The sequence below is a fragment of the Bradyrhizobium sp. genome (genome assembly GCF_035273305.1).
Classification (GTDB): domain Bacteria; phylum Pseudomonadota; class Alphaproteobacteria; order Rhizobiales; family Xanthobacteraceae; genus Bradyrhizobium.
The window spans coordinates 1-21,760 of record NZ_DATEPI010000205.1 but is presented as its reverse complement, the minus strand read 5'-3'; the positions used below and the strand labels follow the sequence as shown (position 1 = coordinate 21,760).

27 protein-coding genes are annotated in these 21,760 nt (G+C 58.5%); 13 read left to right on the top strand and 14 right to left on the bottom strand.

The window, feature by feature from the left end; all coding sequences use genetic code 11:
• The first annotated feature begins 101 nt into the window (after positions 1-101).
• The 3 genes from VJV58_RS14050 (at position 102) to tgt (ending at position 3,372) form a co-directional block, all read left to right on the top strand.
• Positions 102-1,028, top strand: coding sequence for a LysR family transcriptional regulator (locus VJV58_RS14050; RefSeq protein WP_324137965.1), 927 nt, complete (start codon positions 102-104; stop codon positions 1,026-1,028).
• A gap of 125 nt (positions 1,029-1,153) precedes the next feature.
• Positions 1,154-2,236 carry a tRNA preQ1(34) S-adenosylmethionine ribosyltransferase-isomerase QueA gene (gene queA, locus VJV58_RS14045; protein WP_324137966.1) on the top strand — a complete coding sequence of 361 codons (1,083 nt, stop codon included), beginning with the start codon at positions 1,154-1,156 and terminating at the stop codon, positions 2,234-2,236.
• Positions 2,233-3,372 carry a tRNA guanosine(34) transglycosylase Tgt gene (tgt, locus tag VJV58_RS14040; protein WP_324137964.1) on the top strand — a complete coding sequence of 380 codons (1,140 nt, stop codon included), beginning with the start codon at positions 2,233-2,235 and terminating at the stop codon, positions 3,370-3,372. Before queA ends, tgt begins: the two co-directional genes overlap by 4 nt.
• Positions 3,373-3,388: 16 nt before the next feature.
• On the opposite strand, the gene VJV58_RS14035 is transcribed toward tgt, so the two are convergent.
• Entirely contained in the window at positions 3,389-3,601 is a 213-nt protein-coding gene (locus VJV58_RS14035; RefSeq protein WP_324137963.1) for a hypothetical protein, read from the bottom strand.
• 327 nt (positions 3,602-3,928) lie between these two features.
• Between VJV58_RS14035 and VJV58_RS14030 the strand changes: the two genes are divergently transcribed.
• The gene (locus tag VJV58_RS14030) at positions 3,929-4,168 is read left to right on the top strand and encodes a BrnA antitoxin family protein (RefSeq protein ID WP_324137962.1); all 240 of its coding nucleotides are present in this window, start codon (positions 3,929-3,931) and stop codon (positions 4,166-4,168) included.
• 9 nt (positions 4,169-4,177) lie between these two features.
• On the opposite strand, the gene VJV58_RS14025 is transcribed toward VJV58_RS14030, so the two are convergent.
• On the bottom strand, positions 4,178-5,056 hold the full coding sequence (locus VJV58_RS14025) for a DMT family transporter (RefSeq protein ID WP_324137961.1): 879 nt from the start codon (positions 5,054-5,056) through the stop codon (positions 4,178-4,180).
• Positions 5,057-5,233: 177 nt separating this feature from the next.
• On the opposite strand from VJV58_RS14025, the gene VJV58_RS14020 reads away from it, so the two are divergent.
• Entirely contained in the window at positions 5,234-5,632 is a 399-nt protein-coding gene (locus tag VJV58_RS14020; protein WP_324137960.1) for a RidA family protein, read from the top strand.
• Between the two features lie 81 nt (positions 5,633-5,713).
• Positions 5,714-5,911: a hypothetical protein gene (locus VJV58_RS14015; protein WP_324137959.1), complete on the top strand. Its 198-nt coding sequence runs from the start codon at positions 5,714-5,716 to the stop codon at positions 5,909-5,911.
• Between the two features lie 17 nt (positions 5,912-5,928).
• On the opposite strand, the gene VJV58_RS14010 is transcribed toward VJV58_RS14015, so the two are convergent.
• The 8 genes from VJV58_RS14010 to VJV58_RS13975 all read right to left on the bottom strand — a co-directional run bounded on the left by VJV58_RS14010 (position 5,929) and on the right by VJV58_RS13975 (position 11,549).
• A complete protein-coding gene (locus VJV58_RS14010; protein ID WP_324137958.1) occupies positions 5,929-6,531 on the bottom strand; it encodes a hypothetical protein in 603 nt (200 codons plus the stop codon).
• Positions 6,437-6,781, bottom strand: a complete 345-nt coding sequence (locus VJV58_RS14005; RefSeq protein ID WP_324137957.1) for a hypothetical protein — start codon at positions 6,779-6,781, stop codon at positions 6,437-6,439. Before VJV58_RS14005 ends, VJV58_RS14010 begins: the two co-directional genes overlap by 95 nt.
• Before the next feature lie 180 nt (positions 6,782-6,961).
• Positions 6,962-7,549, bottom strand: a complete 588-nt coding sequence (locus tag VJV58_RS14000) for a formyltransferase family protein (protein ID WP_324137956.1) — start codon at positions 7,547-7,549, stop codon at positions 6,962-6,964.
• Positions 7,550-7,709: 160 nt separating this feature from the next.
• The gene (locus VJV58_RS13995) at positions 7,710-8,027 is read right to left on the bottom strand and encodes a hypothetical protein (protein ID WP_324137955.1); all 318 of its coding nucleotides are present in this window, start codon (positions 8,025-8,027) and stop codon (positions 7,710-7,712) included.
• Between the two features lie 355 nt (positions 8,028-8,382).
• Positions 8,383-8,547 carry a hypothetical protein gene (locus VJV58_RS13990; protein ID WP_324137954.1) on the bottom strand — a complete coding sequence of 55 codons (165 nt, stop codon included), beginning with the start codon at positions 8,545-8,547 and terminating at the stop codon, positions 8,383-8,385.
• A gap of 147 nt (positions 8,548-8,694) precedes the next feature.
• On the bottom strand, positions 8,695-9,636 hold the full coding sequence (locus VJV58_RS13985; RefSeq protein ID WP_324137953.1) for a lytic transglycosylase domain-containing protein: 942 nt from the start codon (positions 9,634-9,636) through the stop codon (positions 8,695-8,697).
• A gap of 260 nt (positions 9,637-9,896) precedes the next feature.
• On the bottom strand, positions 9,897-10,280 hold the full coding sequence (locus VJV58_RS13980) for a VanZ family protein (protein WP_324137952.1): 384 nt from the start codon (positions 10,278-10,280) through the stop codon (positions 9,897-9,899).
• An 801-nt stretch (positions 10,281-11,081) separates the two neighbouring features.
• Positions 11,082-11,549, bottom strand: coding sequence for a hypothetical protein (locus VJV58_RS13975; RefSeq protein ID WP_324137951.1), 468 nt, complete (start codon positions 11,547-11,549; stop codon positions 11,082-11,084).
• Between the two features lie 579 nt (positions 11,550-12,128).
• Here VJV58_RS13975 and VJV58_RS13970 point away from each other — a divergent pair.
• The 3 genes from VJV58_RS13970 (at position 12,129) to VJV58_RS13960 (ending at position 15,308) form a co-directional block, all read left to right on the top strand.
• The gene (locus VJV58_RS13970) at positions 12,129-12,320 is read left to right on the top strand and encodes a hypothetical protein (protein ID WP_324137950.1); all 192 of its coding nucleotides are present in this window, start codon (positions 12,129-12,131) and stop codon (positions 12,318-12,320) included.
• 270 nt (positions 12,321-12,590) lie between these two features.
• Entirely contained in the window at positions 12,591-13,031 is a 441-nt protein-coding gene (locus VJV58_RS13965) for a hypothetical protein (protein ID WP_324137949.1), read from the top strand.
• 1,902 nt (positions 13,032-14,933) lie between these two features.
• Complete coding sequence (locus tag VJV58_RS13960; RefSeq protein ID WP_324137948.1) at positions 14,934-15,308, top strand: hypothetical protein; 375 nt, start codon at positions 14,934-14,936, stop codon at positions 15,306-15,308.
• Between the two features lie 114 nt (positions 15,309-15,422).
• On the opposite strand, the gene VJV58_RS13955 is transcribed toward VJV58_RS13960, so the two are convergent.
• Positions 15,423-15,800, bottom strand: a complete 378-nt coding sequence (locus tag VJV58_RS13955) for an H-NS histone family protein (protein WP_324137947.1) — start codon at positions 15,798-15,800, stop codon at positions 15,423-15,425.
• A gap of 250 nt (positions 15,801-16,050) precedes the next feature.
• Between VJV58_RS13955 and VJV58_RS13950 the strand changes: the two genes are divergently transcribed.
• From VJV58_RS13950 to VJV58_RS13940, 3 genes are all read left to right on the top strand, one after another.
• Positions 16,051-16,275 (top strand): hypothetical protein, encoded by a 225-nt coding sequence (locus VJV58_RS13950; protein WP_324137946.1) that lies wholly within the window; start codon positions 16,051-16,053, stop codon positions 16,273-16,275.
• Positions 16,276-17,475: 1,200 nt separating this feature from the next.
• Positions 17,476-18,243, top strand: a complete 768-nt coding sequence (locus VJV58_RS13945) for an outer membrane protein (RefSeq protein WP_324137945.1) — start codon at positions 17,476-17,478, stop codon at positions 18,241-18,243.
• Positions 18,244-18,870: 627 nt separating this feature from the next.
• The gene (locus VJV58_RS13940) at positions 18,871-19,014 is read left to right on the top strand and encodes a hypothetical protein (RefSeq protein ID WP_324137944.1); all 144 of its coding nucleotides are present in this window, start codon (positions 18,871-18,873) and stop codon (positions 19,012-19,014) included.
• A gap of 140 nt (positions 19,015-19,154) precedes the next feature.
• Here the strand turns inward: VJV58_RS13940 and VJV58_RS13935 are convergent, their stop codons facing one another.
• The 3 genes from VJV58_RS13935 to VJV58_RS13925 all read right to left on the bottom strand — a co-directional run bounded on the left by VJV58_RS13935 (position 19,155) and on the right by VJV58_RS13925 (position 20,961).
• On the bottom strand, positions 19,155-19,367 hold the full coding sequence (locus tag VJV58_RS13935; protein ID WP_324137943.1) for a hypothetical protein: 213 nt from the start codon (positions 19,365-19,367) through the stop codon (positions 19,155-19,157).
• A 627-nt stretch (positions 19,368-19,994) separates the two neighbouring features.
• Positions 19,995-20,324, bottom strand: a complete 330-nt coding sequence (locus VJV58_RS13930; protein WP_324137942.1) for an H-NS histone family protein — start codon at positions 20,322-20,324, stop codon at positions 19,995-19,997.
• Positions 20,325-20,514: 190 nt separating this feature from the next.
• Positions 20,515-20,961 (bottom strand): MaoC family dehydratase, encoded by a 447-nt coding sequence (locus VJV58_RS13925; RefSeq protein WP_324137941.1) that lies wholly within the window; start codon positions 20,959-20,961, stop codon positions 20,515-20,517.
• A gap of 218 nt (positions 20,962-21,179) precedes the next feature.
• Between VJV58_RS13925 and VJV58_RS13920 the strand changes: the two genes are divergently transcribed.
• The coding region (locus tag VJV58_RS13920) for an MBL fold metallo-hydrolase (protein ID WP_324137940.1) at positions 21,180-21,760 on the top strand (581 nt) is incomplete at its 3' end.

The following is a 21,760-nucleotide window of genomic DNA, read 5'->3' as shown; positions in this document are numbered from 1 at the left end:
GCTTGAATTCTTTTCATCATGACTCCTGCGACTTGATTGAAGGCGGCGAGGTGCTATGAACCTTTTTTCCCCATCAATCTAATTAGTAATCGTGTTCCACTATGCATGAAATCGATTTACGACGTTTCGATCTCAACCTCTTGGTGGTGTTCGAGGTTTTGATGTTCGAGCGGAACGTCACGCGCGCGGCGGACCGGTTAGGCCGGACCCAATCGGCTGTCAGCCATTCCCTGTCGCGGCTGCGCGACCAGTTGGGCGATCCGCTGCTGATCAAGGCCGGAGTGCGGATGCAGCCAACCGCGTTCGCGCTGGATCTCATTGAGCAGGCCCGGCCCATGCTGCGGGGGATCGAGCGGGTACTTTCCCCACGCCACATTTTTGATCCGGCAACCTCCCAACGCGTTTTCAGGTTGGCGGCGCCGGACTTCATGCTGCCTGTTTTCACAGAACTATTGCGCCGCCTGCAATCAGATGCGCCCGGCGCTTGCGTGGAGTGGACTTCGCCGCGAGAACCGACCCTGCTGGATGTCGCGGAAGGCCAGGTGGACATTGCGATCGTGCCGGCGCAGCTCCGCTTGCCGAAGGACGTCAGCAGCGAACTAATCGGATCGCTGAAATGGCGAAGTTTCGGCCGCAAGGGACATCCAGCATTTTCCAACTGGGGACGGAAGGCCTGGTCGCACTGGCCGCATCTTGCGGTTCGCGTTGGCGACAGCCTCGCCAGCCCGGTGAATCTGGCCGCGGCGGCAGCGGGGCTTCAACGACGTGTTGGCGGTTGGGTGCCACATTTCTCCGCTATCGCTCCCGTTTTGGTCAGCTCGGATCTGCTGACCACACTGCCTTCGATAGCGATGAGCTCGACGGTAGGCCCCTACAATCTCGAAAGCCGGAACGTTCCGTTTCCGATTGCGCCGCTACCGCATGCGATGATCTGGAGCAGCCGCCTGAGTGCCCGTCCTGAGATGACATGGTTTCGTGAACGGGTGCAGCGCGTCGTACGCAATCAATTTGCCGCGCAGGTCGCGTAGAACTACGTGTCACTGCCGGAAGATTATTCGTTTAAGGATCGAAATATCGTTGCGGCGTGTTGACCGACCGCCTCTTTGCGAGCCAGGTCATGTACCGCGAGAAGACCACTAGGCCGTCTATAAGCATGCGCACCGATCTGTTCGATTTCGAACTTCCCCCTGGCAGCATCGCGCTGAGGCCAGCCAGTCCACGCGATTCGGCACGAATGCTGATCGTGAACCCCGATGGGGTGTTGCGCGACCGTGTTGTTGCCGATCTTCCGCAATGGCTCGAGCCGGGTGACCAACTGGTCGTGAATGACACCAGAGTGATCGCTGCGCAGTTGCGAGGTCGTCGCATTGGCCGGGACACCGAACCGAAGATCGAAGTCACGCTCATCAAGCGTTTGGACGGGTCACGCTGGCAAGCTTTGGCTAAGCCGGCCAAGAAGCTGTCGCCGGGCGACGTAATTCGATTTGGCAATGAGGGCAGGGTATGCCTGCTCGGCCATCTCGATGCGCAGGTCGAAAGCAAGGGCGATGATGGCGAGATTACGCTTTCATTTTCCTTTCATGGACCCACGCTCGATCAGGCGATCGCCGATCTCGGCTCGCCGCCGTTGCCGCCGTACATCGCGTCCAAACGGGCTCCGGACGAGCGAGATGCCGCAGATTATCAGACGATGTTCGCGACCAACGACGGGGCAGTGGCAGCACCGACGGCCGGACTGCATTTCACGCCGGCGCTGGAAATGGCGTTGAAGCAGCGCGGTGTCGCCATGCGCCGGATCACGTTGCACGTCGGCGCGGGAACGTTTCTGCCGGTCAAGACCGAAGACACCTCCGGGCACAGGATGCATTCGGAGTGGGGCAGTATCTCCGCCGCGACCGCGCAAGCGCTCAATGCTGCGCGAGTAGCGGGCGGGCGCATTGTTGCGGTTGGCACCACTTCGTTGCGGTTATTGGAAAGCGCCAGCACGGAAGACGGCGCGATCGAACCCTTCAGCGGCGAAACCGATATCTTCATCACGCCGGGATATCGATTCCGCGCGGTCGACATCCTCCTGACCAATTTCCACCTGCCGCGTTCGACCCTCTTCATGCTGGTCTCGGCATTCAGCGGCCTCGAAGCCATGAAGCGAGCTTACGCCCATGCGCTCGAGAGCGGCTACAGGTTCTATTCCTATGGGGATGCCTGCCTGCTGTTCCGTGATAAATCCAAGGTATGACAGCAACCAATTATTTCGAGTTACTTGCCCGGGACGGATCAGCGCGCGCAGGCCGGCTGACGACGCCGCACGGCGTGGTGCGAACGCCGGCTTTCATGCCGGTGGGGACCGCTGGCGCAATGAAGGGATTGCATTGGCGCGAGGTGCGCGCCGCCGGCACTGATATCGTGCTGGGTAACACCTATCACCTGATGCTGCGCCCCGGTGCCGAGCGCATCGCGGCACTCGGTGGCTTGCAGAAATTTACCAAATGGGGCGGACCGATGCTCACCGATTCCGGTGGCTTTCAGGTCATGTCGCTGTCGGACCTGCGCAAGGTGAGCGAGAAAGCGGTCACCTTCCGCTCCCACATCGATGGAGCCAAGATTGAACTGTCGCCAGAGCGCTCGATCGAAGTACAGCGGCTGCTCGGCTCCGACATCGCAATGCAAATGGATGAGTGTGTCCGGCTGCCGGCCGAGCCGGGCGATATCGAACGGGCGATGCTGCTGTCCTTACGCTGGGCAGAGCGAAGCCGTCGCGCCTTTGAGAGCGCGCCTCCGGGCTCCATGCTGTTTGGAATTGTCCAGGGCGGCGATGTACGCGAGCTGCGGCGCGCCAGCGCTCGCGGGCTGGTAGACATTGGCTTCCATGGCTACGCGATCGGCGGCCTTGCTGTCGGTGAGCCACAGTCGGTGATGCTGGCGATGGTAGAGGAGGTCGAGGCGATCTTGCCCCAGGATAGGCCTCGATATCTCATGGGGGTCGGCACGCCCGAGGACATTCTGGAGGCGGTCGCGCGAGGGATCGATATGTTTGATTGCGTAATGCCGACGCGCAACGGACGTCATGGGATGGCCTTCACCCGGTTCGGTCAGATCAACCTGCGCAACGCCCGCCATGCCGACGATCCACGGCCTCTCGACGCGGAAAGCCCATGGCCATCGGCCCGCGACTACTCTCGAGCGTATCTGCACCATCTTGTAAAGTCGGGCGAGACGTTGGGAGCGATGCTCCTGTCGGAAATCAATGTCGCGTACTACCAATCGCTGATGCAGGACATCAGGCAAGCGATCTCAGAGGGAAGTTTTGCCAGCTTTTACGAACGTACGCGCGCCGACTGGACGAAGGGAGACGCAGCTCCGCATTACGCTTGATGCGCCGCTATCGAGATCAGTTGCAGGCGAAGCGCGTCAGCGCGTGCTTGGTGACAAAACCGTAACCACAGGTATCGCAGGTCCAGAGATAGCTGATGACGTTGTCGGTCAGATAGGCCGATGCTTCCGCCGCCACCATCGAATCCGCGCAAACCGGGCAGGTCGGCAAATCACATCCGCGCGGGTCAGCATTGTGCGCGGTCGGCAGGACTTCAGCGATTGCTGGCATCGTGGCCTCCTTGCGATTTGAAACCTGATGTTAGCATAAACAGAATTGTTTGACGATGTCGCAACACAAATGCGTTGGTTTTACGTTTTTTGAAGTGAAGTAAATTTTTGCGATGCAGCGTATCTTCTCGATGCGTTAGGAGTTGCATGCGGCACACAGAGGTTGCTCGATGAACAAGATGTGCGTGAAGTTTGTCACTGAGACGTTGTCGAGTGCGGTGCACTGTCGCGGCTGCGACCGCATAATGTCGCAGCCGCGGGAAACTCAATCTGAAAAAATGCTCAACTATCAGCTTGCGCGAGCGGCGCTGCTCAAAGGAATCCAGAGATGCCAGATCAACCAAGGCGGCCAAGAACCCTCAATGATGCCCGCACGGAAGCCGAGGCTGCATTCAAGCGGACAACAACTAAGGTGGCAGAAGCTCCACCGAAACGAACCGCGCTTCCCGGTGTAAAGGAATTGGTTTCCCTGCGCATCGATCAGGACGTACTCGAACACTTCCAGGAGGGTGGCCCGGGTTGGCAAGACCGCATCAACGACGCCCTGCGTAAGGTCCTCGGCAAATAGACGGGCTTGTCAGGTTGCGACGCGGGCCGGAAGCGGCGGCGCGGTCCTCAGGTTCAAGAGATTGCCGGTGAGGATTAGCGCCGCGCCAAGGATGGTGAGGGCGTCGAGCCGTTCCGAATAAATCAGCCAACCGGCCGTCGCGGTCAGAGGAACCCGCAAGAAGTCCATCGGCAGGACGACCGTGGCGTCAGCGTGGAGCATCGCGCGGGCCATGCAGTAATGGGAAAATGTGCCGCAGAATGCGATTACCGCCATCCAGCCCCAGGCGTAATTGGTTGGCCAGCGCCAGACATAGATCGAGGGGAAAAGTCCAGCAGCGGACTGGATCACCAGCATCCAGAAAATGATCGTCAGGGTTCTTTCGGTTCGGGTAAGGGACTTCATCATGGCAACCGAAATGCCGAAGCCCACCGCGGCGCCGAGAGCAATCAGCTGCCCCGGATTTATACTGCCGGTAGCGGGCCGAACGATCACGATAACGCCAACAACGCCAAGCGCCACGGCCGCAATCTTGCCGAATGTCATCCGCTCGCCGAGAAAACTGGCGGCGAGGATGGCGGTCCAGATCGGCATGGTGAATTCGATCGAGACGACCTGACCGAGCGGGATCAGGGTCAGCGCGAAAAACCACCCGAGTTGAGCACCATAGTGGATCAGGTTGCGGCCGATATGCTGCAGCGGCCGAGAGGTCCGCATTGCCCTGAACCCACCGTTGAGGCGGACCAGCGGATAGAGCATGACAAAACCGAGGACTGATCGAACCTCCATGATCTGAAACACGTTCAGTTCACGCGTGGTCTCGCGACCGGCGATTGCCACAATCAGCATCAGCGCGAGCCAGCCCGCCATCCACAGCGCCGCCCACGATTTTGAAGGTGTTCGGTCCATGGAAGGGGAGCGCCGGTTTGCCGAGAAGCGATGCGAGATTGCGGTTGTAAGGCGGGTATCGACGACAGCGCCCCGATTTGCAACGCTCAAATATGCTGATCCAGTGTGCGCGAGCCGTGTAGGGTGCTAGAGCGGGCGGCCTTTTTACTCACTGCGAAAAGAATGGAGAACCTGCAGATGCGTGTCTTGCAACCCGCGGAATGGATGAAACCGCGCGGCTTCTCGCATGGGGTCGAGTTCGATGCCGCGGGACGATGGATCGTGCTCGCCGGGCAGACCGGAGGCGATGAGAAGGGCGAATATCAAACCGATATGGCGGGGCAGGTCGCCGTCGCATTGAAGCGGATCATCAAGTTGTTGTCTGAGGCGGGGGCCAAGCCGGAGCATATCGTTCGCCTCACCTGGTACCTGACCAGCCGGAGCGAGTACGAAGCCGCAGGCGCGGGCATCGGCGCAGCCTGGCGCGAGACGCTGGGACGAAACTTTCCGCCTTCGACGCTGCTCTATATCGCAGGTCTGGTTGATCAGCGTGCGAAGGTCGAAATCGAAGTCACCGCATTCGTGCCTGCCGCCTGACATGACAGTGCATTTGGTGCGATCCGCGGCGTAATTCTCAAGATTGGGAACCGCGCCTGCTCCGACATGAAGGACTTCTCCATGACGAAACGATCCACTTCGGCCGATTTTGTGACCGCGTTCGCCGCCGGATGGCCGGAGAACCAGCCCGACATCATGGTGCTTTCGCTGACGACGCATAGGGGCGTTCAGGATTTTGCGCTAACCGAACAACAGGCGCTGTTGGTTGCAAAAACCATCAAGGAAACCGCCGCGAAATTGGCCAAACGAAGTGGTTGAGGCGGCGACGCTATCGGCTAGCGACGGGACAGCGAAATGGACGCATTCCTGAAGCCGCTCTCTGACCTGATGACTATGGATTGCCGATTGCCGCGCGTGGTGAGCGACAGATTCGCAGTCAATCCTGGTGCCGTCGCGATCACCTGAAAGTTGCCGTTCGCTCCGCGACCCCTCAGATTGCCCCTGAGCCCGCGGCTGCTTTCGCCCCAAGTTCCCTCAAGCTGGCCACCTTGCGCGATCACGTTGCCGGTGAGATCGAATCTATAGCTGTCGCTGGCGCAGAGGAGGGTGAGGTTGAGTCCATTGCCGCCGGCGCCGACGGCATCAGTGGCCCGGCAGCGGATGCGTTCCGTCGAACCATCGTCCAGGGTGACAACTCCCGAGCCGGCCCAAACACCCGCCATCCCGGCGAAGGCGCCCGATTGTGCGTAAGTTGAGGAGCCGAACACCGCCGCCCCGAGCAGGGCGACGATCCCGATCAGCAGCCGTCTTATGGCCGGCAGAAACCTGCGCGTTCGGCTAGCGTTACTGCCGCGAAGCTTCCCAGCGCCCGCTGCAGGGTATACCCGCGGATGCCCCGTTCCATTTTCCCGATCCAGCATTGCCGCTAAGCTGACCATTCGCATATGCACCACCGATCGAAACCTTCACGAGGCCCTCGCGCCCGATGCTGCCGGTCACGTCTGCGCCGGCCGCGGAAATCTTCCCGTCGGTAATGGTAAGTGTCGAGCGCGTCTCTGGTTCACAGCTGCCGGTTTTTGTGACGACCTTTACGCTCCAAAGTCCGTCATAAGGTGTTTGGGCGTTCGCTGGAGCAGCAGCGAAAAACGCCGAAACAAACAAAGCAGTTCCAATGCGGTTGAAGCGCATGATCAGGTCCCTGATTGTGTGATTGGCCGGGGTTATCCCGGCACATTGTGTCTAAAATTTGCTGCAATGCCACGTTGGCAAAAGTTCCAGCAAAATCAAGTATTTGATCTTTATTTCTGTTCCCCGGTCGGAACCGGGTGCGGTGGAACATAGCAAGAACTTAGGTCGACGGAGCGTTCATCAGGAAATGCTGGGCGCCCGGGTCGCGAACTGTTCGTCTTGGGGCTTCGAGGGCAGGGCTTTGTGAGTCTTGGCGTAATCCACGACCTCGCCCAGAAGCTTTCGGCCGAGCGGAGCGAGCGCGCGTTCCCATAATTCGCGTGCGGTTTCGCCTTTCTTGACAAAACACCACTCCTGAGCGGCGATGGCACCGGCATCCATGCGATCGGCCAGATGGTAGACCGTCCCGCCGGCGATCGGATCGCCCTCCTTGATGGTCCACTCAACCGCCGCAATTCCCCTATGCCGCGGCAGCAGCGACGGGTGGTAGCCGATACCACCGAGTTTCGCCGCCGCCAGCGCCTCCTTGCTGATCCGAGCGTGGCTGTGGGCGGTCACGATCAGATCGGTACCATCGGCGATTTCGGAGGCGACCACGAGCTTGGGATTGGCCTGCACCACGACTTCGATGCCGGCAGAACGCGCAGAGGCCGCGAGCCGGTCCTCGGGGTCGGCGACCACCACCCTGACGATCTCCACGCCATGCTGGTGCAGCATTTCGAGGATCGTCACGCCGAAATGGCGGGAGCCGACCAGGGTAATCCGCATTGTGTTGCGTCCGTCAGGAGTGAGATCTCCGCCCGTCGATAACACGTCACCGGCGCCTGTCACCCCAGCCGGGGAAGGTGTTGCAGGTTATCAACAGCGGGAGGTACGGCGCTTAGCGGAATGGACATTGGCCAGGGTCTTAGCGCACTCGCCCCAATTATCAGCCGAGCCTGCGGCGAACCTCATTGCGCATCATTTCACGAAAAGCTTCGCGGCGCGCCGGCCGATCCTTCTCGGCGATATTGAAGCGGTCGAAGACGTTGAAATTCTCCAGGATCGGATACCGATCGCTCGCCATGGACAGGATGCGCAGCAGTTCGGCGGCCGTGCCACCCGGCCCGCTGACCTCCCACCTCCGGACCGTATCCGCGCCGCCGGGGTCAAGGCCGCACAGCTTGGCCATGTCGGCAACCGACATGTCTCTGCCAATTGCCTCGCCGAGATCCTGGCGAAGCTGTCGCAGTTCGGGGCCTGTCATGGAATTCGGTCCATCACCTAGGACGGACAGCTAGCGCAGCGGACGGCAAGGAATTTGCGATGCGGCGGCTAGCGCGACCGATATCCGTCAACGGCGTGTGCTAGAAAAATAGCGGCGCTCATGACGCCAAAAAGTGCGGTAACTGCTTCCAACATGGCAAATTTCCTTCGGCCCAGCGCTGATGACCTAACGGCATGCGTGACTACACAGTCAAAAGGATTCCAGGTTGGGTCCGTGTTTCAAGGTCTGATGATGATTTTGTGCAACAGCCTGCGCTATCTCAGGATGATTTGGTGCACCCACTCCCGATCATTTCCTTGCGTTAGCGCCGTTTCGGGCAGGTGAGTTCAGAGCCTTATTCATCGATGGATTGGCCCTTGGTCGGGTCCCACCGACGCCCCCTCGCATGGTGCTCGCGCATTTTCGCGAGACGCCTCTTGTCGGCCTGGCGCTGCTGCCATTCTTCCAGGAATGGATAGATGATCATTGCGAGATAGAGGCCGATCAGAAATCCCCACATAGCGTATCGTTCTCGCGCAGCATGGCGTGTGGCAATAGCCCCCTGGCCGGGGAAGGCGGAGCAACCCTATGCAAGCACGAACCTGCCGGCCCGGGCTACGAGTTCATTGAGGGCAAGCCCAGGCAGCAGCTAGAACTGATGAACCGACTATTGGCGGTTGCGGATGGCAAAGCAGGATCCGCCGACGGCCTGCAATCTCCTGCACAGCTGTTCGGCTTCCTGCTCCGTGTTTTCGGCCACGCGCGCGAGATATCGCTTGGTACGCCCGGAAGGACCATAGGTAATGACCACCAGGGGGTCTTTGTCGCCGAGGACGCTCGGATATTTCCGTTTCAGGTTGTCGTATCGCGCAAGGACCTGGTCTTGCGTCCAATCCCCAATCAGCTGAACTCCCCAAGGCGCCCAAGCGGCCAGTTTGCGACCACCACTCTCGATTTGCGACGACGCTCTATCCACGTCCTTATCCAGTCGGAGGCTTGCAAGGGCGTTGCACGGCACTCCTTTGGGGATCTCTGAGCTTTCCAACTGGGACGGTTGCCTGGAAGTCCACTCGGCGATCGATCGTCCGGTAACCAGCCGGACATAAGCTACGGTTTGCGCGGGCAAGTGGATCTTGCCGGAAAGCCACTGTGCAACCCGGCCAGGACCCGCGTTGTAGGCAGCGGCGGCAAGGCCCAAACTTCCAAACTTGTTTCTCAACTCCCGGAGGTAGCTGGCTGACTGCCGCAGGGACTCCAAAGGATCAAAGGGGTCAAGCAGCCCTCGAGATGATGCGGTTCGCGGCATGAACTGAGCGATGCCTTGTGCACCCGCTGAGCTGCGCGCCCTTACGTTGAATCTGCTCTCCTGCCAGATGACCCGCGTAAAGAACTCAAGCGGCAGGCTGTTGTCCGAAGCGGATCTGACCATGGTCCGGCAGATCGTATCGTATGCACCGAACGAATTGGATTTTCCGAACTGAGGAGAAGTCCGCACAGCTTCTCCTGCGTCCTCAGCGTGCGCGAGAGTTCCGCAAAGCGCCGCCAGAACCGTCACCAAGCTTGGACCTTTGAAAGCGCCGGCGATCCCCCAAACAATGCTGCGGTTCATCGGACCAAACTCTTTCACTCGTCGCCCTGGCCGTCTGGCATCGGATGGAGTTTTTTATGCGGCAGGGAGTGGGGCACGGAGTTAGACAGGCGGTAGCCCGCAGCCGCCTGGGCTCCACAATCCGGATTTTCATAAGTAGTTCCTGAAAACCCTGAAGCCCACGCACTCGGGGCGCCAGAGGGGCGCGGGTCGCCGAGATCTAGCCCGATCCGGATAACTTCGGCCCAGAATTAGCCGGGTTGGATGAAGCCGCCGCGAATTTAGTTCTGCACCCGCGGTCGCCACCTGAGCACAAGGCGGGCGACCAGGATTCCGAGTGCGCCTCCGATGATCTTCTCGCAGGCATCAATAATGGTGCCGTGGCGATCAGGGGTCAACGTCTGCAAATATTCGAGCGTAACGGCGGTGATCAGGATGACCCCAAAAACGAAAATGATTCGTTTCGGGTACGCGAAATAAAATAATCCTCCGAATAAAGCGAAGGCGATCACGTGTTCGAAATGAGCATAGGTCGTCATCTTTGCGTGCAGAAAGGGCGCGAGCTTAAAATAGATCGAATAAACAAAGCCGACATGTGTCAGCGTAAGGAAGGCGAGTGCGGCGATAGACACCCAGGCCGCAAGTACGATGAGCCGTTGAAGCATCCGGGCATGCTACCCGATCGGATCGCGTTATGACAGTTCCGCAGTGTGTCCCGAGGGCCGCCCAAATGGTTTGTCTGTGTGTCAGCAGTGGTATCGCAAGAGCGGCGCGAGCTTTGTTTTTCGCGCCGGGGCTTAATACCTCAGGCGGCGGGTGCGCTTGCGTGCAATGGAAATCGAGGCCCGCAAGCCATACCCCAAGATAAATCCCGAAATGAAGATGCTGGCCCACGCCGCGATTGTAAAATGGTCCATGTCCCGCACTCTATGACCGTATGGAGCTACCGCCGACCAACAGCTGAAGATATTTTCAGTTCCATCGGCTGGCGATTAAATCGTTGGGACGATCGGAGCGTCCGATTTGTGAGAGCTTGCGCGGCAGGATGGATGGCTGCACAGCATGCCCGAGAAATGGATCCCGAATTTCCCATCTCCATCAGCGGAGCGGATAAGCGATCGAAGGGGTTCCCAACAGCATCATGCGACAGAAGCCATTCACTTCGGCTCTGCTTCTCACGGCTTTCGCAATTGCTCAACGTTGGCAAACCCCGCTTGTAAGGTTCAAGTTTGCCTGCATATTAAGCCCCACGGGCTCACGCACCGAGCCCAGTGAACCCGGTTGCGCCGGCGCTTCATCCCGAGCACCTCGCGCATCACCCGCAGATGATGGTGCAACGGTTAGTCGCTACATCAGCGAGCCGTGAATGCGAATGGAAAACCTGAGCATCTCAGCTCAGACCAGCCATACTATGAGCGCGATCGCAAATGGCGATGCCGCCAAGAGGTACGGGAAGGCATCATAGATCACGCCGGAGCCGTTGGCGGAGCAGCTATCCTCGCTTTCAGCTCCGTGCAGGTTTTGCGGACCTCCGCCGTCATCAACGAGCAGTCCTCAATCTGCAGGAAGATTCGCTTCGCTTCTTCGCGGTAGCGTTTCGCCGTTTCCCTCATCTCATCGGTCGCGGCGAGCGCATCACGCGTCATTGCCTCACATTGTCTGACACGCTCGATCAATTCCGCGCCCATTGCTTCGATGTCTTTCGCGGCAGCCTCGTATTCGCGGACAACAGCTTCGGCCGACAGCCTGCCGATCTCCGATGCTCCGTCACGATGCTCGACGTATTCCGGCATGGACAAGATAGCCGTCCGCGTTCTTGCAGGTGCGGGGTTCGGACGTGGCTCGCGGAACGACACTGTGTTCCGAACCTCCGCCTCGATCTCGCGCTCCAGATCAACCACGTTGAAAACCCGTCCGCCTGTTGACTGAACCATTACTGATACTCCCCTGGTTAAAGTCAGTCCTAGTAATCGAGCTTAGTTGAACTCCGCTTCATTAAACGGGACGCGCCGCACTCTTGCGGGCAGTCCCGCATTACATCTCTCTTTCGATAGCCCGCCCAATAACTACTGTATTCCAACTGAAAATCTTACGGTCTGTTCGGTACTACACGTTCACTTCAAAATTGCGTGAGCACGTTGACTTCCGGTCTTTGTGTTCTAGGGCGCTTTCGGCTGACCTGATTCGCCGTGCTCCGGCCGCATTGCAGCACGAGCAGCCGGTTAGGTGGAGCGCTTAGCGGGCAGCAAATTCCGCTGGCCGCGAGGAGATTTGGCTGGCATTCGGGGATCGTGACTCGGCCCAATGCTCCGGCAGAGGGGCTTTCAAACTCGGTCTGGAGGTCGTTGCTGGAGCCCGTTCGTTTCGGTCCATTCTTGCGGCGACAGCGTCGAGTTCCCTGTGCCGACCGATGCCAGGTGAAGTTGCAACTTCCTCATTTTCGCCCTGAACGCAATCTTGCCTGCCCGCGTCTGAGAATCAGTGGGTAAGAAATCAGTAGATGAGTATGAGTCATGGTAATTGGCAGAGAGTATCTCACGCAACAGGCGAAAACGCTTCTTAACCTAGCCTTGTCAACCACGGACCGTGGCAAGGCAGCCGCGCTGCTCGAAAAGGCGGCTAACATGAAATCGAAAATTGACGACGCGAATCTCGTCACTCACGATCGCGCTACCTTGGCGCCTGACATTGAGCCCGAGCTTTAGCCGGCCGCGCCAGACAAGTTCTGATTAGCCGAAAGTTCCCCCTCAGCGCGAAACTAATCCCGCGAACTTTTTGAATTCCCGCATATTGGTTCCGAATGGAATATCGCGGGAAGCACTATACGGTTGTCCGAGACGTCGGACCGCAGCCTTGGAAGTGGACCGTCCATCTGGATGCAACGCAGGTCAAATCCGGGACTGCGCCAACACGCGCGATTGCGATTACAAACGCTATATGGGCTATCGACAAGGAGCTGGCGCCGAAGAACGAAATTGACCGGGCGCCTTGAGAACTCCTGGAGCGCTGGCTGGATTATTCTCGTCAGTCTTGCATGCAGCGCATGGAAAACCGCGCTGGTATCGCGGTTATCTTCGTTTCGGCGCGTGATGATGATGCGGCGGTCCAGAAAATTGTACTTGGCGGCGCTACTCGTCGGTTGCGCATGGTCGCCTCTCTTGGCACAGCAGCAAGGCCGTCAGCAGGACGGATTCTACTCGGGCCAAGCAAACGCCAAATACAACGGCCAAGTCGATGAACGGGTCGATGGCCGCGCCAATAAGAACGAAGGTTTGCCGCCAAGCGTCGCCGACAAGGGTAACAGGGCTTACGACAATCCAGTCCGACCGGATGATTGCGCCGAAGTCGATGCATTGCGACCGGAAGCGCGGCGGGGGTGGCAAGCAAGGGTTCGTGCAGCCTGCGGACAGGATTGATCCGCCAAGCGCCGCCTGAGGGAGTTGCGTCAGCGCGTTCGAGAAGAAGCTATCAAACGAAGCTTGGAGCGGGAGGCGCTGATTTAACGCGGGTTGTTGTGACCATCAGTTTCGGCGCCCTTCATTGCCCGGAGGATCTTGTTTGCAAACTGAACGTCGCTTGTCCTGGGCGGCCGTAGCGAATGGTGATCTGTTTCGAACGATCTCGTTTTGAGACGCTCTTCGAAGGCATTAAGTTGCAACGCGAATGTCGCCAGCGCCAGCTTGAGATTGTTCAACTCCGCCGCACGCAAATCACGAGCCATTGTACGCTTTCGCTGCCGGTCAGGCGCGGTCCCGCCCGCGCACGGGGGCTTGCAGGCAGGACCGTGCCGAGGCCGCTATACTCAACACGGCGGCCCGCTTCCTAAAGCCTACGTAAGTAGAAGGTTCCAATCAACCCATGTTGCTGGGCAGCAGGGACAGGCGGGTATCGCCGCACAGCGGCCGAATAGTCGCCCGACGCGAAATGTGGACGTGAACCTTGGGGCGACCTCTCCAGACAAAACGGTGGCTGGGAAATTTGAGGGCCCGGTGACTAAGCCACCGCCGCTGAGCGAACATACTCCGCTTCGGCGGCGTTGCGCTTTGGCGGTCGCTATGGGTGTTTTGGTTCAGCGCGCAGTGAAGCGTTTACGGTCGCCCCGGTGCCGCCTTCGACAGCATAACTGGAAAACACTTGCACGTCGGGCAAAAATGCCAATCGCCGCGCCCTGCAAGGGCGCGGCGTCGGCTTGCGTTTGCGATTTACGAGAGCTGGATGAACCCCGGCCCGCTGCTTTGGACTGTTAAGCGCGGCGGAATGCGATGGCGCCGGCGATCGATCGTGGCCGGGTGCGGACGGCATGCCCGTCATTGCCGCTCTGGATAATCCACTGGCCGTTTGCGTGGCCTACAATCCTGCCGACGTGATGCGGCCACACCACGATAGCGCCGATGGAGGGTCCGCCCGCGTTTGTTCCGTATCGTGCCCAGGACCGGGCCAGATTGAATGAGGGACCGGGATCGCTTCCGACCTGCCCACGCATGAACCACCCGCACCAGGCGCGCGGCCGCCCGGCGTAATAGGAGCTATGACGGTGCTGGTCTTGAGAGACATGAGAATGATGGTGGTGATGACGGTGGTGAGCGCTATGGCGATGATGGTGAGGCCGAGCCTCTGCCGCTGTTGCGCATGCACAAAGCACTGCCGTTGCCACGATAAGTTTCCGAAACATGAAAGCCCCTGTTTTGGGAAAAAGGAATCGCTCCGCCGAGCGAGCTGAAATCCGCGGAGAGCGGATCGGATTAAATTTCGCTGAACGAAATCGAGCGAAATTAAATCGTTATTACGCGGGTTTTCAACCGACTTAAATGGTCAAAATGTGGCGACGAAAGGACAGTTGTGCAGGTCACCCCTGCGTCACAGGCATAGTTATTATTTAATATTAATATCAAAGCCGCCGAATATTTGGTGAGAATGCGCGATTACTGGCCAGCTCCATGATGTTGCGTAGGCAAGAGGTTGAATATCGAGCGGGCTACTGTGGCCCATGCGATTGGTCTAAGAAGACGGCGGCCAAAGCTTAACGCACCCGTGTCCTGGGGCAGGAGAAATTTGGGTGCGGGCGCAAACGGCTCCCGATCCCTCGAGCGTGCAACCGCTCAACTCGATTCAGGCGCTGTTGATCCCCAATTCAGAGCTTCGAACTCGCGCGTCGCACGTGCAGATCCCATTAGATTGAAATGCAATGTGCGTTAAGTGGCTGGCCGGTTGCTCAGAAGAACGGTCGACCGAAGCAGCCGGATTTTCATTGCGAGGGTGTCCCTTCGCCTCTTTAATGCCGAGGTGAGTTTCCGGCGAAGAGGGAGGAAGGGGACACAATGAAAAAGATTGTCATGGCTGTTGTCGTCGGCATGGCGTTCACGCTCGCAGCTTGCGGAAAAGAGCCGGGTCCCAAGGGAGACACCGGTCCCCAAGGTCCGGCCGGACCGCAGGGAGCACAAGGTCTGCAGGGCGTTCCCGGTCCGCAGGGACAGCAAGGCCCCCAAGGTCCTCAAGGGCCACAGGGCGCGCCAGGACCTAAAGGCGATACCGGGCCGGCAGGCTCTTCCGTCAGATCCGTACAGGCGGACGGCGCCGTCAGTTGCGATGCCAACGAGGTTTTGGTGTCCGTGTTCTGCCCCAGCGGCGGCGCGCCAGACGGACCAAAATGCGGCACGAATCCGACTGTGGGTCTCTGCCTCAAGAAGCCCTAGTGAGCGCGGGTGCAAGAGGACTCCGGTCCGCACGCGGGAGAGCATGCGGACCGATTTTGCGCGGGCGTGATCCGATGATCGCCAGATCTAGCCGGTGAGGGGACTGACGGAGACCTAATCGCTTCGAATCCGGACGTCCTCGAGAGATTTCCCTCGCGCAAGTAGGTCACGCATCCAATGGGGCTGCCTGCCGCGACCGGACCAAGTCTGATGCGGCGGGTCTGCGTTTCGAAACTTCGGGTGAACGGTTCGGTAACGGCGATACGGGCGTGGGCGGGTTAGAGCTCTGCCCTCCAGTTTATCGATAAGCTTTTCGATGCTCGCTTTTTTGGCCCGCATGTTGGCCGACAAGATAGAAGCGATCTCCTCGTGCAACGCCCAAAGCTCATCAATGGAAAGGGATTTCAGCTCGATCTTTGTTGTGTCCTTACTCGCCATTGCGAGTATCTGCTGGAGGGTGCTCGATTCATGTTGGCGTTCGTAGCGGCTCATGAGTGCTCTCGTTTGGGGTGTGTCCCCAACAGTTAGGCGCTCGTTGAAAATTCCGCCTCCTCCGAACGGACCACATGCATCCGAATTTCAGGATTGCCCCTAGCACATTCAAGGTAAGCAGAATCCCGCGGCGGCCACATTTAATATTGATTTTACCCCCTTCGGCCCTCTCCCACTTAATTGCTTGTTCCACATCTGGAACACGGCTACGCTCGGCTGATATCGGGTTCCGTCAGGTTTGCGGGGTACAATGAATATCCGACGAAAGGAATTTATTGCCGAGATCAGACGTCTCAAGCGTGAGCTTGCCGACGTAAGCGGCCGCCTTGGCGAGCTGGAGGAATTGGCAAATCCGACGCGCTCGATCACAACGGTTGCAACGATTGTTCCGGAAGCAAATCCGTTTGATGATGACGAAAATAGTTTTGCAGCCAAAGTTGCATCCGGCATGTCAAAGGTGCGGCCGAACAAATAGGCGAAATTCGACCTGGCCGGCACCACCACCCGCAGGCGGCGCGTTGAGCAATCCGCGGCACTCAGCATCATGCAGATGCGATCGACTAGCGATCCAATCGCATTAACCTTTCATTAACCCAGAGGCGGCACTCTGGTGCTAGGTCGCGATGGAACCGGAATCGAGCCGGCAGTCGCAAGACGAAGCCGACGGCGTAACGCCCGCCGGCTTTTTCTGTGGGAAACCTCGCCGCGCGTGTTCCTGCAAATCGTCAAATAGCGAGAAGCCGGGGGGGAGGGCACCAATTCTCCAGGTCGCCGAAGTTCCCATCCCCTGAGCTGCGCCCGCCGGATACTTGAATTTGAAATCCAGTCGACCCAAAGCGCGCGCATTTGCCGCTCGAAGCACTCCGGACGCGAGTTCGTGATTTAACCGGCCCGATAAGCGTCAAAAGCATGGGCGACGAAAACGCCGACGCTGACGAACACGAGCACTGAAGTAACCACGTCTGTAATCACGTTGGTATCCAATGGAGAGAGGCGCGAGGAACTAGCGGTTTCTAAATGCCGGTGCGGCCGGCACGTTTCTCAAACTCCCGACAGCGGCGTACGTTCCCAAACCGAAAACCTCGCCGGGCACGCCGGAGGCTGACATCGGCCGTCGCGGGGTCATGGCGTGGTGAGCAGCCGGCCAGCGATCTTGGTGCCGGCAATAGTGGTTCTAAGATACTGGCGGTAAATCAGGTTGAGGAGGGCGGCTAACATTGGGCGACCCCATTGGTTTGATAGCCCTGCACGTTACGCCCCCTATGTTTCACCAATGCTTCGTGGCGGCTGGAAAACGGTTTCGTGGACCGGTCGCGGAATGGTGACCGCAACCTGCATCGCAAGGAGCCGGCAGCGGGCGGGCTGCCCAAGACCAATGAACCGCCCGCCAGCGGGATCGAGAGCCGAGCGATTTGCGAACCGCGCATGCAAGGCCGCGCATCCAGTATCCCGAGATCAATCGCGAAGCGAAATGAACCGTGGGAATAGCCGGTGAATAGTCGCATCCGCCGCCGTCGGCGCGTCTAACGCGACCCTGCCTGCGGTCGCATCGTCGCGCTTCGGTCAGGTCCATCACCCGCCATATTCGGTCATTGAGTGTGATGGTTGAGACACAGACTTTGCAGAGCCTATTCATTACGCTCGTTGCTGCGCAATTGGCTTGGGTGGGGGATTCGTGAAGAAATTTCTGGTCGCTGCCTTCGTGATCGCAGTAAGCACCGTGTCCGCCAACGCGGCCGACTTGGCCGCGCGGCCCTACACGAGGGTGCCTGCAGTTTATGCCGGCTACGACTGGAGCGGTTTTTACATCGGCGGAAACGTGGGAGAGGCACTAAGCCGCAACTGCTGGAGCAACACCGTTTTTCTAGGCGTCGCAACCGTGCCGAGCTTTGCCGAAGGCTGCAGCAACGCGGCCGGAGCCACGCTCGGCGGCCAGATCGGATATCGTTGGCAGAGTATCTCCTGGGTTTTTGGTCTGGAAGCTCAGGGCAACTGGGCCGACCTTAGCGCATCAAACCCAAGTCCACTGCTTGGTGGCACAACCTCGAATGTATCAAAGATTGATGCGGTCGGCCTGTTCACAGGTCACGTGGGCTACAGTGGTGCCTGGGAAAATAGCCTGATCTACGTGAAGGGCGGCGCTGCGGTAACAAACGACAAATACAATGGTGTCGTCACCTCAACGAACTTCGTGTTTGACACGGCGCGGGAGACCCGCTGGGGCGCTGTAGCCGGTATCGGCGGGGAATATGGTTTCGCTCCGAACTGGTCGTTCGGCATTGAGTGGGATCATCTGTTCATGGGCAATCGCAATGTCGGCTTTGCGTCCACAACCCCTCCGACGATTGCCTTCCGAACAGAAAGCATCCGCCAGGACGTCGACCTGGTCACCGCTCGCATCAACTATCATTGGGGTGCGAGCCCGGTGGTCGCGCGGTACTGATCATTCACGTCGTTAATGGTGAAGATGGCAGAGCCCTGCCGTGGGAAAGACCCAGCAGGCCAAAGTGCTGGCGGCAAACCTGCGGGCTCAGTTGGGAGCTGAGGGCTCCACCATGATGCGAACCCACAACACCGGTGCACCCGGTCCAAATTCGATCTGAACAGAGTCGGTACCAACAAAATCAGGGGTGGGTAAGTACACCAAGGCTATCACCGGAATCTTCCGCGCTGGGCAACTGCCAGTTGCTGGAACATTCGCGACCGCGATCTGCATGAGAATAGTGCCGTGAGACGGCTTCTCGCGAAGCTGCGGCAGCGGACTCGGGACAGGATTAGAAGTGCACTCTGAGGGCGGCTTCATAAAATCCCCGAGGACTACAGCTTTGCCCTTCTGTGTTTTTAGCTGTTTTGGTTCGTCAGCCCGCGAGCTCGATCCAAACAGCGTAACTGCAGCCAGGATGCAAACGCAAAACACAAGATTTTTGGCCATCGGCCCTCACAGATGAAAATTGCCTACCAGTCGGCGCTGTTTGAGAGAACGGAATGTTGCGGTACGGGATTGCCTTCGATGACCCGGAACGGCTCAATTGGGCTTGGTTTCAAATTGGAAGCGGGGTTGGCAAATTCAATGAGTGCGCGAGACATCGACCGCATTCAGGCTCTCTCATTTAGCCGTCGCTATCACACGCCAGGGGTGTTCGGCGGGGCCGCCGCCGCCGCGGTGTACTCGCATAGCGGCGACCCCTGGTCGCGCGTGGTGGGCGGGGAATAGCGCGACTTGCAAGCGAAGATAAAACGACGGCCGCATTCAGCAACCGAAGTCGTGCGTTAAGCTTGATACCCGCGCTGCGGGTTAATTCCGGAACTAACTCGCGGGCCAAGCGTCGCCCTCGCATAAAACCAGAATGCGCGTTACGGGCGGGCGATCAACCGCAGCATCCAGGCCCAGGCCAAGGACGCCACAGCCGGAACGAGCAACAGCCGCGGACGGTCGCAAAGTGATGCTCCAATGGAGCAGAGTTGATTGGATACGTCGCTCGGATAATTCGAAGCCGCGATAAAAAGAATGGACGCAAACATCAGCGTAAAAGCGACGGCAAAAGCCGCCAAACTCAGGTTACGCATCACCGATCCTCAGTCCCAGGTGCCATAGTTCCAGAATCAGAAAGCCGGCACAATAAAAATCGGCCATCCCGCTGATGTGGCATGGACCCACTGCAATGATGTCCACGCGTTTGGGTCCGGTTAAGTAAGGGAATCAGATATGACCGTTCAGACGAAGAAGGGATCTAAAATCCAATGGTCCAGTTGTTTCAGGGAAATCCGATCATCGAAATATTCCAAATCGTGATCGCAATTTGCAGCATCTGGATCATCGCGTCCGAAGTCATGCGCCGCGCTGGCCAGTAGCTTTTTTCCGGACGGCCGAGGTCAGCGGGCCTTGGCCACGCGGCCCAATCGGTCGCGACTGTGAACGGAACAACCAACATCAGGGCTCGTTTAAGTCTCCATAGCGAAACACCGCGCGGAGAGACAATGAGAAGTTCGAGACGGGTTCCAAAAACCAAAGCACACCGCCAAATCTCGCCAAGATCGCTCAAAGAAAGAATGTCGGAGGTCATTTCACTCCGTGAACGCCTGGCCCAGGCGGAACTGAAAGCCGGCCAGGTTCCAACTTTTCTCAAAGAGGGCCCGCTCCCGGACCTGGTGTTTGACAAGCCACAAAACCGGGACAACGCATAACTCTGCCGGTCAATTCTCGCTCGGGCTCCGCGATCGAGGCGGCACCCGGAGATCGTCGGGGGTTTTACCTTCGGCAAGCAGCTTGCGCATCCAGTTCGGTTGGAGGCCACGACCGGACCAGGTCTGGTGCGGCGGATCGGGGTTTTGGAATTTAGGATGCACCTTGGGATATTTGCGACGCTCGGGCGCCTCGGCCGCGCTTTTGCGTTCTATCTGTTCGAGCCGCCTTTGGAGCTTCAGCTTCTCCGCCTCCATTTTTGCAGTCAGGATCGAGGCGATCTCCTCATGAAGCGCCCATAGCTCCTCTATCGACATGGAATTCAAATCGATGTTCTTCATCGAACCTTTGGTGCGCGACTCGCATTTGGGGGGTCAGTCCATCAAAGCACGAAAAAAGCCGCTTGAGAAAGCGAGCTTCTTCTTCCGAGCATTAAATCACACTCGTTCAGGCGCGCCGAAGGCTTGCTTGGCTTGTGGTCCCTACGCCATGAACCCGGCTGCGCACCAGCCAAAGACCATCGTCGAAGATTCAGGTTGGGGGCCGCCGGGGGACGATACCGATAGGCGTGAATGTATAAACGGCGTCCCCGTTTTGGTTGTACAAAGTCCATTTCACCAGGGCGACGCCCTGCGGCTTTGTTTTCGACGGAGTGAGACCGATAACCTCGCCTTCAAGGTGCAGGATATCGCCGGGACGAACGGGCATCATCCAACGCAGCCCATCGACGCCCAATCCAATGAGCGGATGAGGACCGAACGGACGCACCTGTATGGCCAGATTCATTGCGATCGCGGCTGTGTGCCACCCCGAGGCTGCGAGACCTTTGAATGGAGTCTGTTTGGCAGCGACTTCATCCAGATGCATCGGCTGCGGATCGTACTCCGCTGCGAACCGTTTGATGTCGCTTTCTGTGATCTGCACCTCACCACTTTTGAAGCGCATCCCCAACGCAAGATCGTCGAACCACTCAATCATGAACGCTCATTTCCTCACCTTCAGCCCGATCTCGATCCGGCGCCAATCGCCCTCGACCGGTCGGCAACGCCCCCACCTATACGCGAGACCAGGGCACTATTCGAGCGCACGTGCTGAGCCGCGCTCGCGCGTGCGACCAATCCCGGCCGGCGTCACTTCTCGATTGCTTCTCCATTTCGGTTCGAGAATGATGAAGGAAAATAATCGGAGGATAACAAATGCTGCATCGCCGCGATCTTTTGAAGCTGTCGACGCTCGGAAGCCTCGCGTCGCTGATGAAGGTGCCATTGGCACATGGTCAATCGCAATCGAAGCCTCGAACCCGGATTGTCTTTCTGGGCACCAAGGGCGGTCCGCGCGTCGAGATGGGTCGTTCCAATCCGGCCAATCTGATCGAGATCAACGGTACGCGCATCGTGCTCGATTGCGGCATGGGCATTAGCCATCAATTGGCGGCGGTAAAAGTGCCTTTGACATCGGTCAAATACATCCTGATCAGCCATCACCATTCCGATCACAATCTTGAGTACGGCAATCTCGTCTATAATGCGTGGGCCTCCGGCCTTTCGACGCCGATCCGTTCGTTCGGCCCGAAAGGACTTGAGCAAATGACGAAGACCTATTGGGAGCTGAACAAGTTCGACGTCGACACCCGCATCGCTGATGAAGGGCGTCCCGATCCTCGCCCGCTTTTAGTGGCCAAGGACATTGAGGCCGAGGGTGAGGTGCTGAAAACAGACGACTTTACAATCACGGCCTTCCGCACGCCCCACCCGCCGATCACTGAGAATTTTGCCTA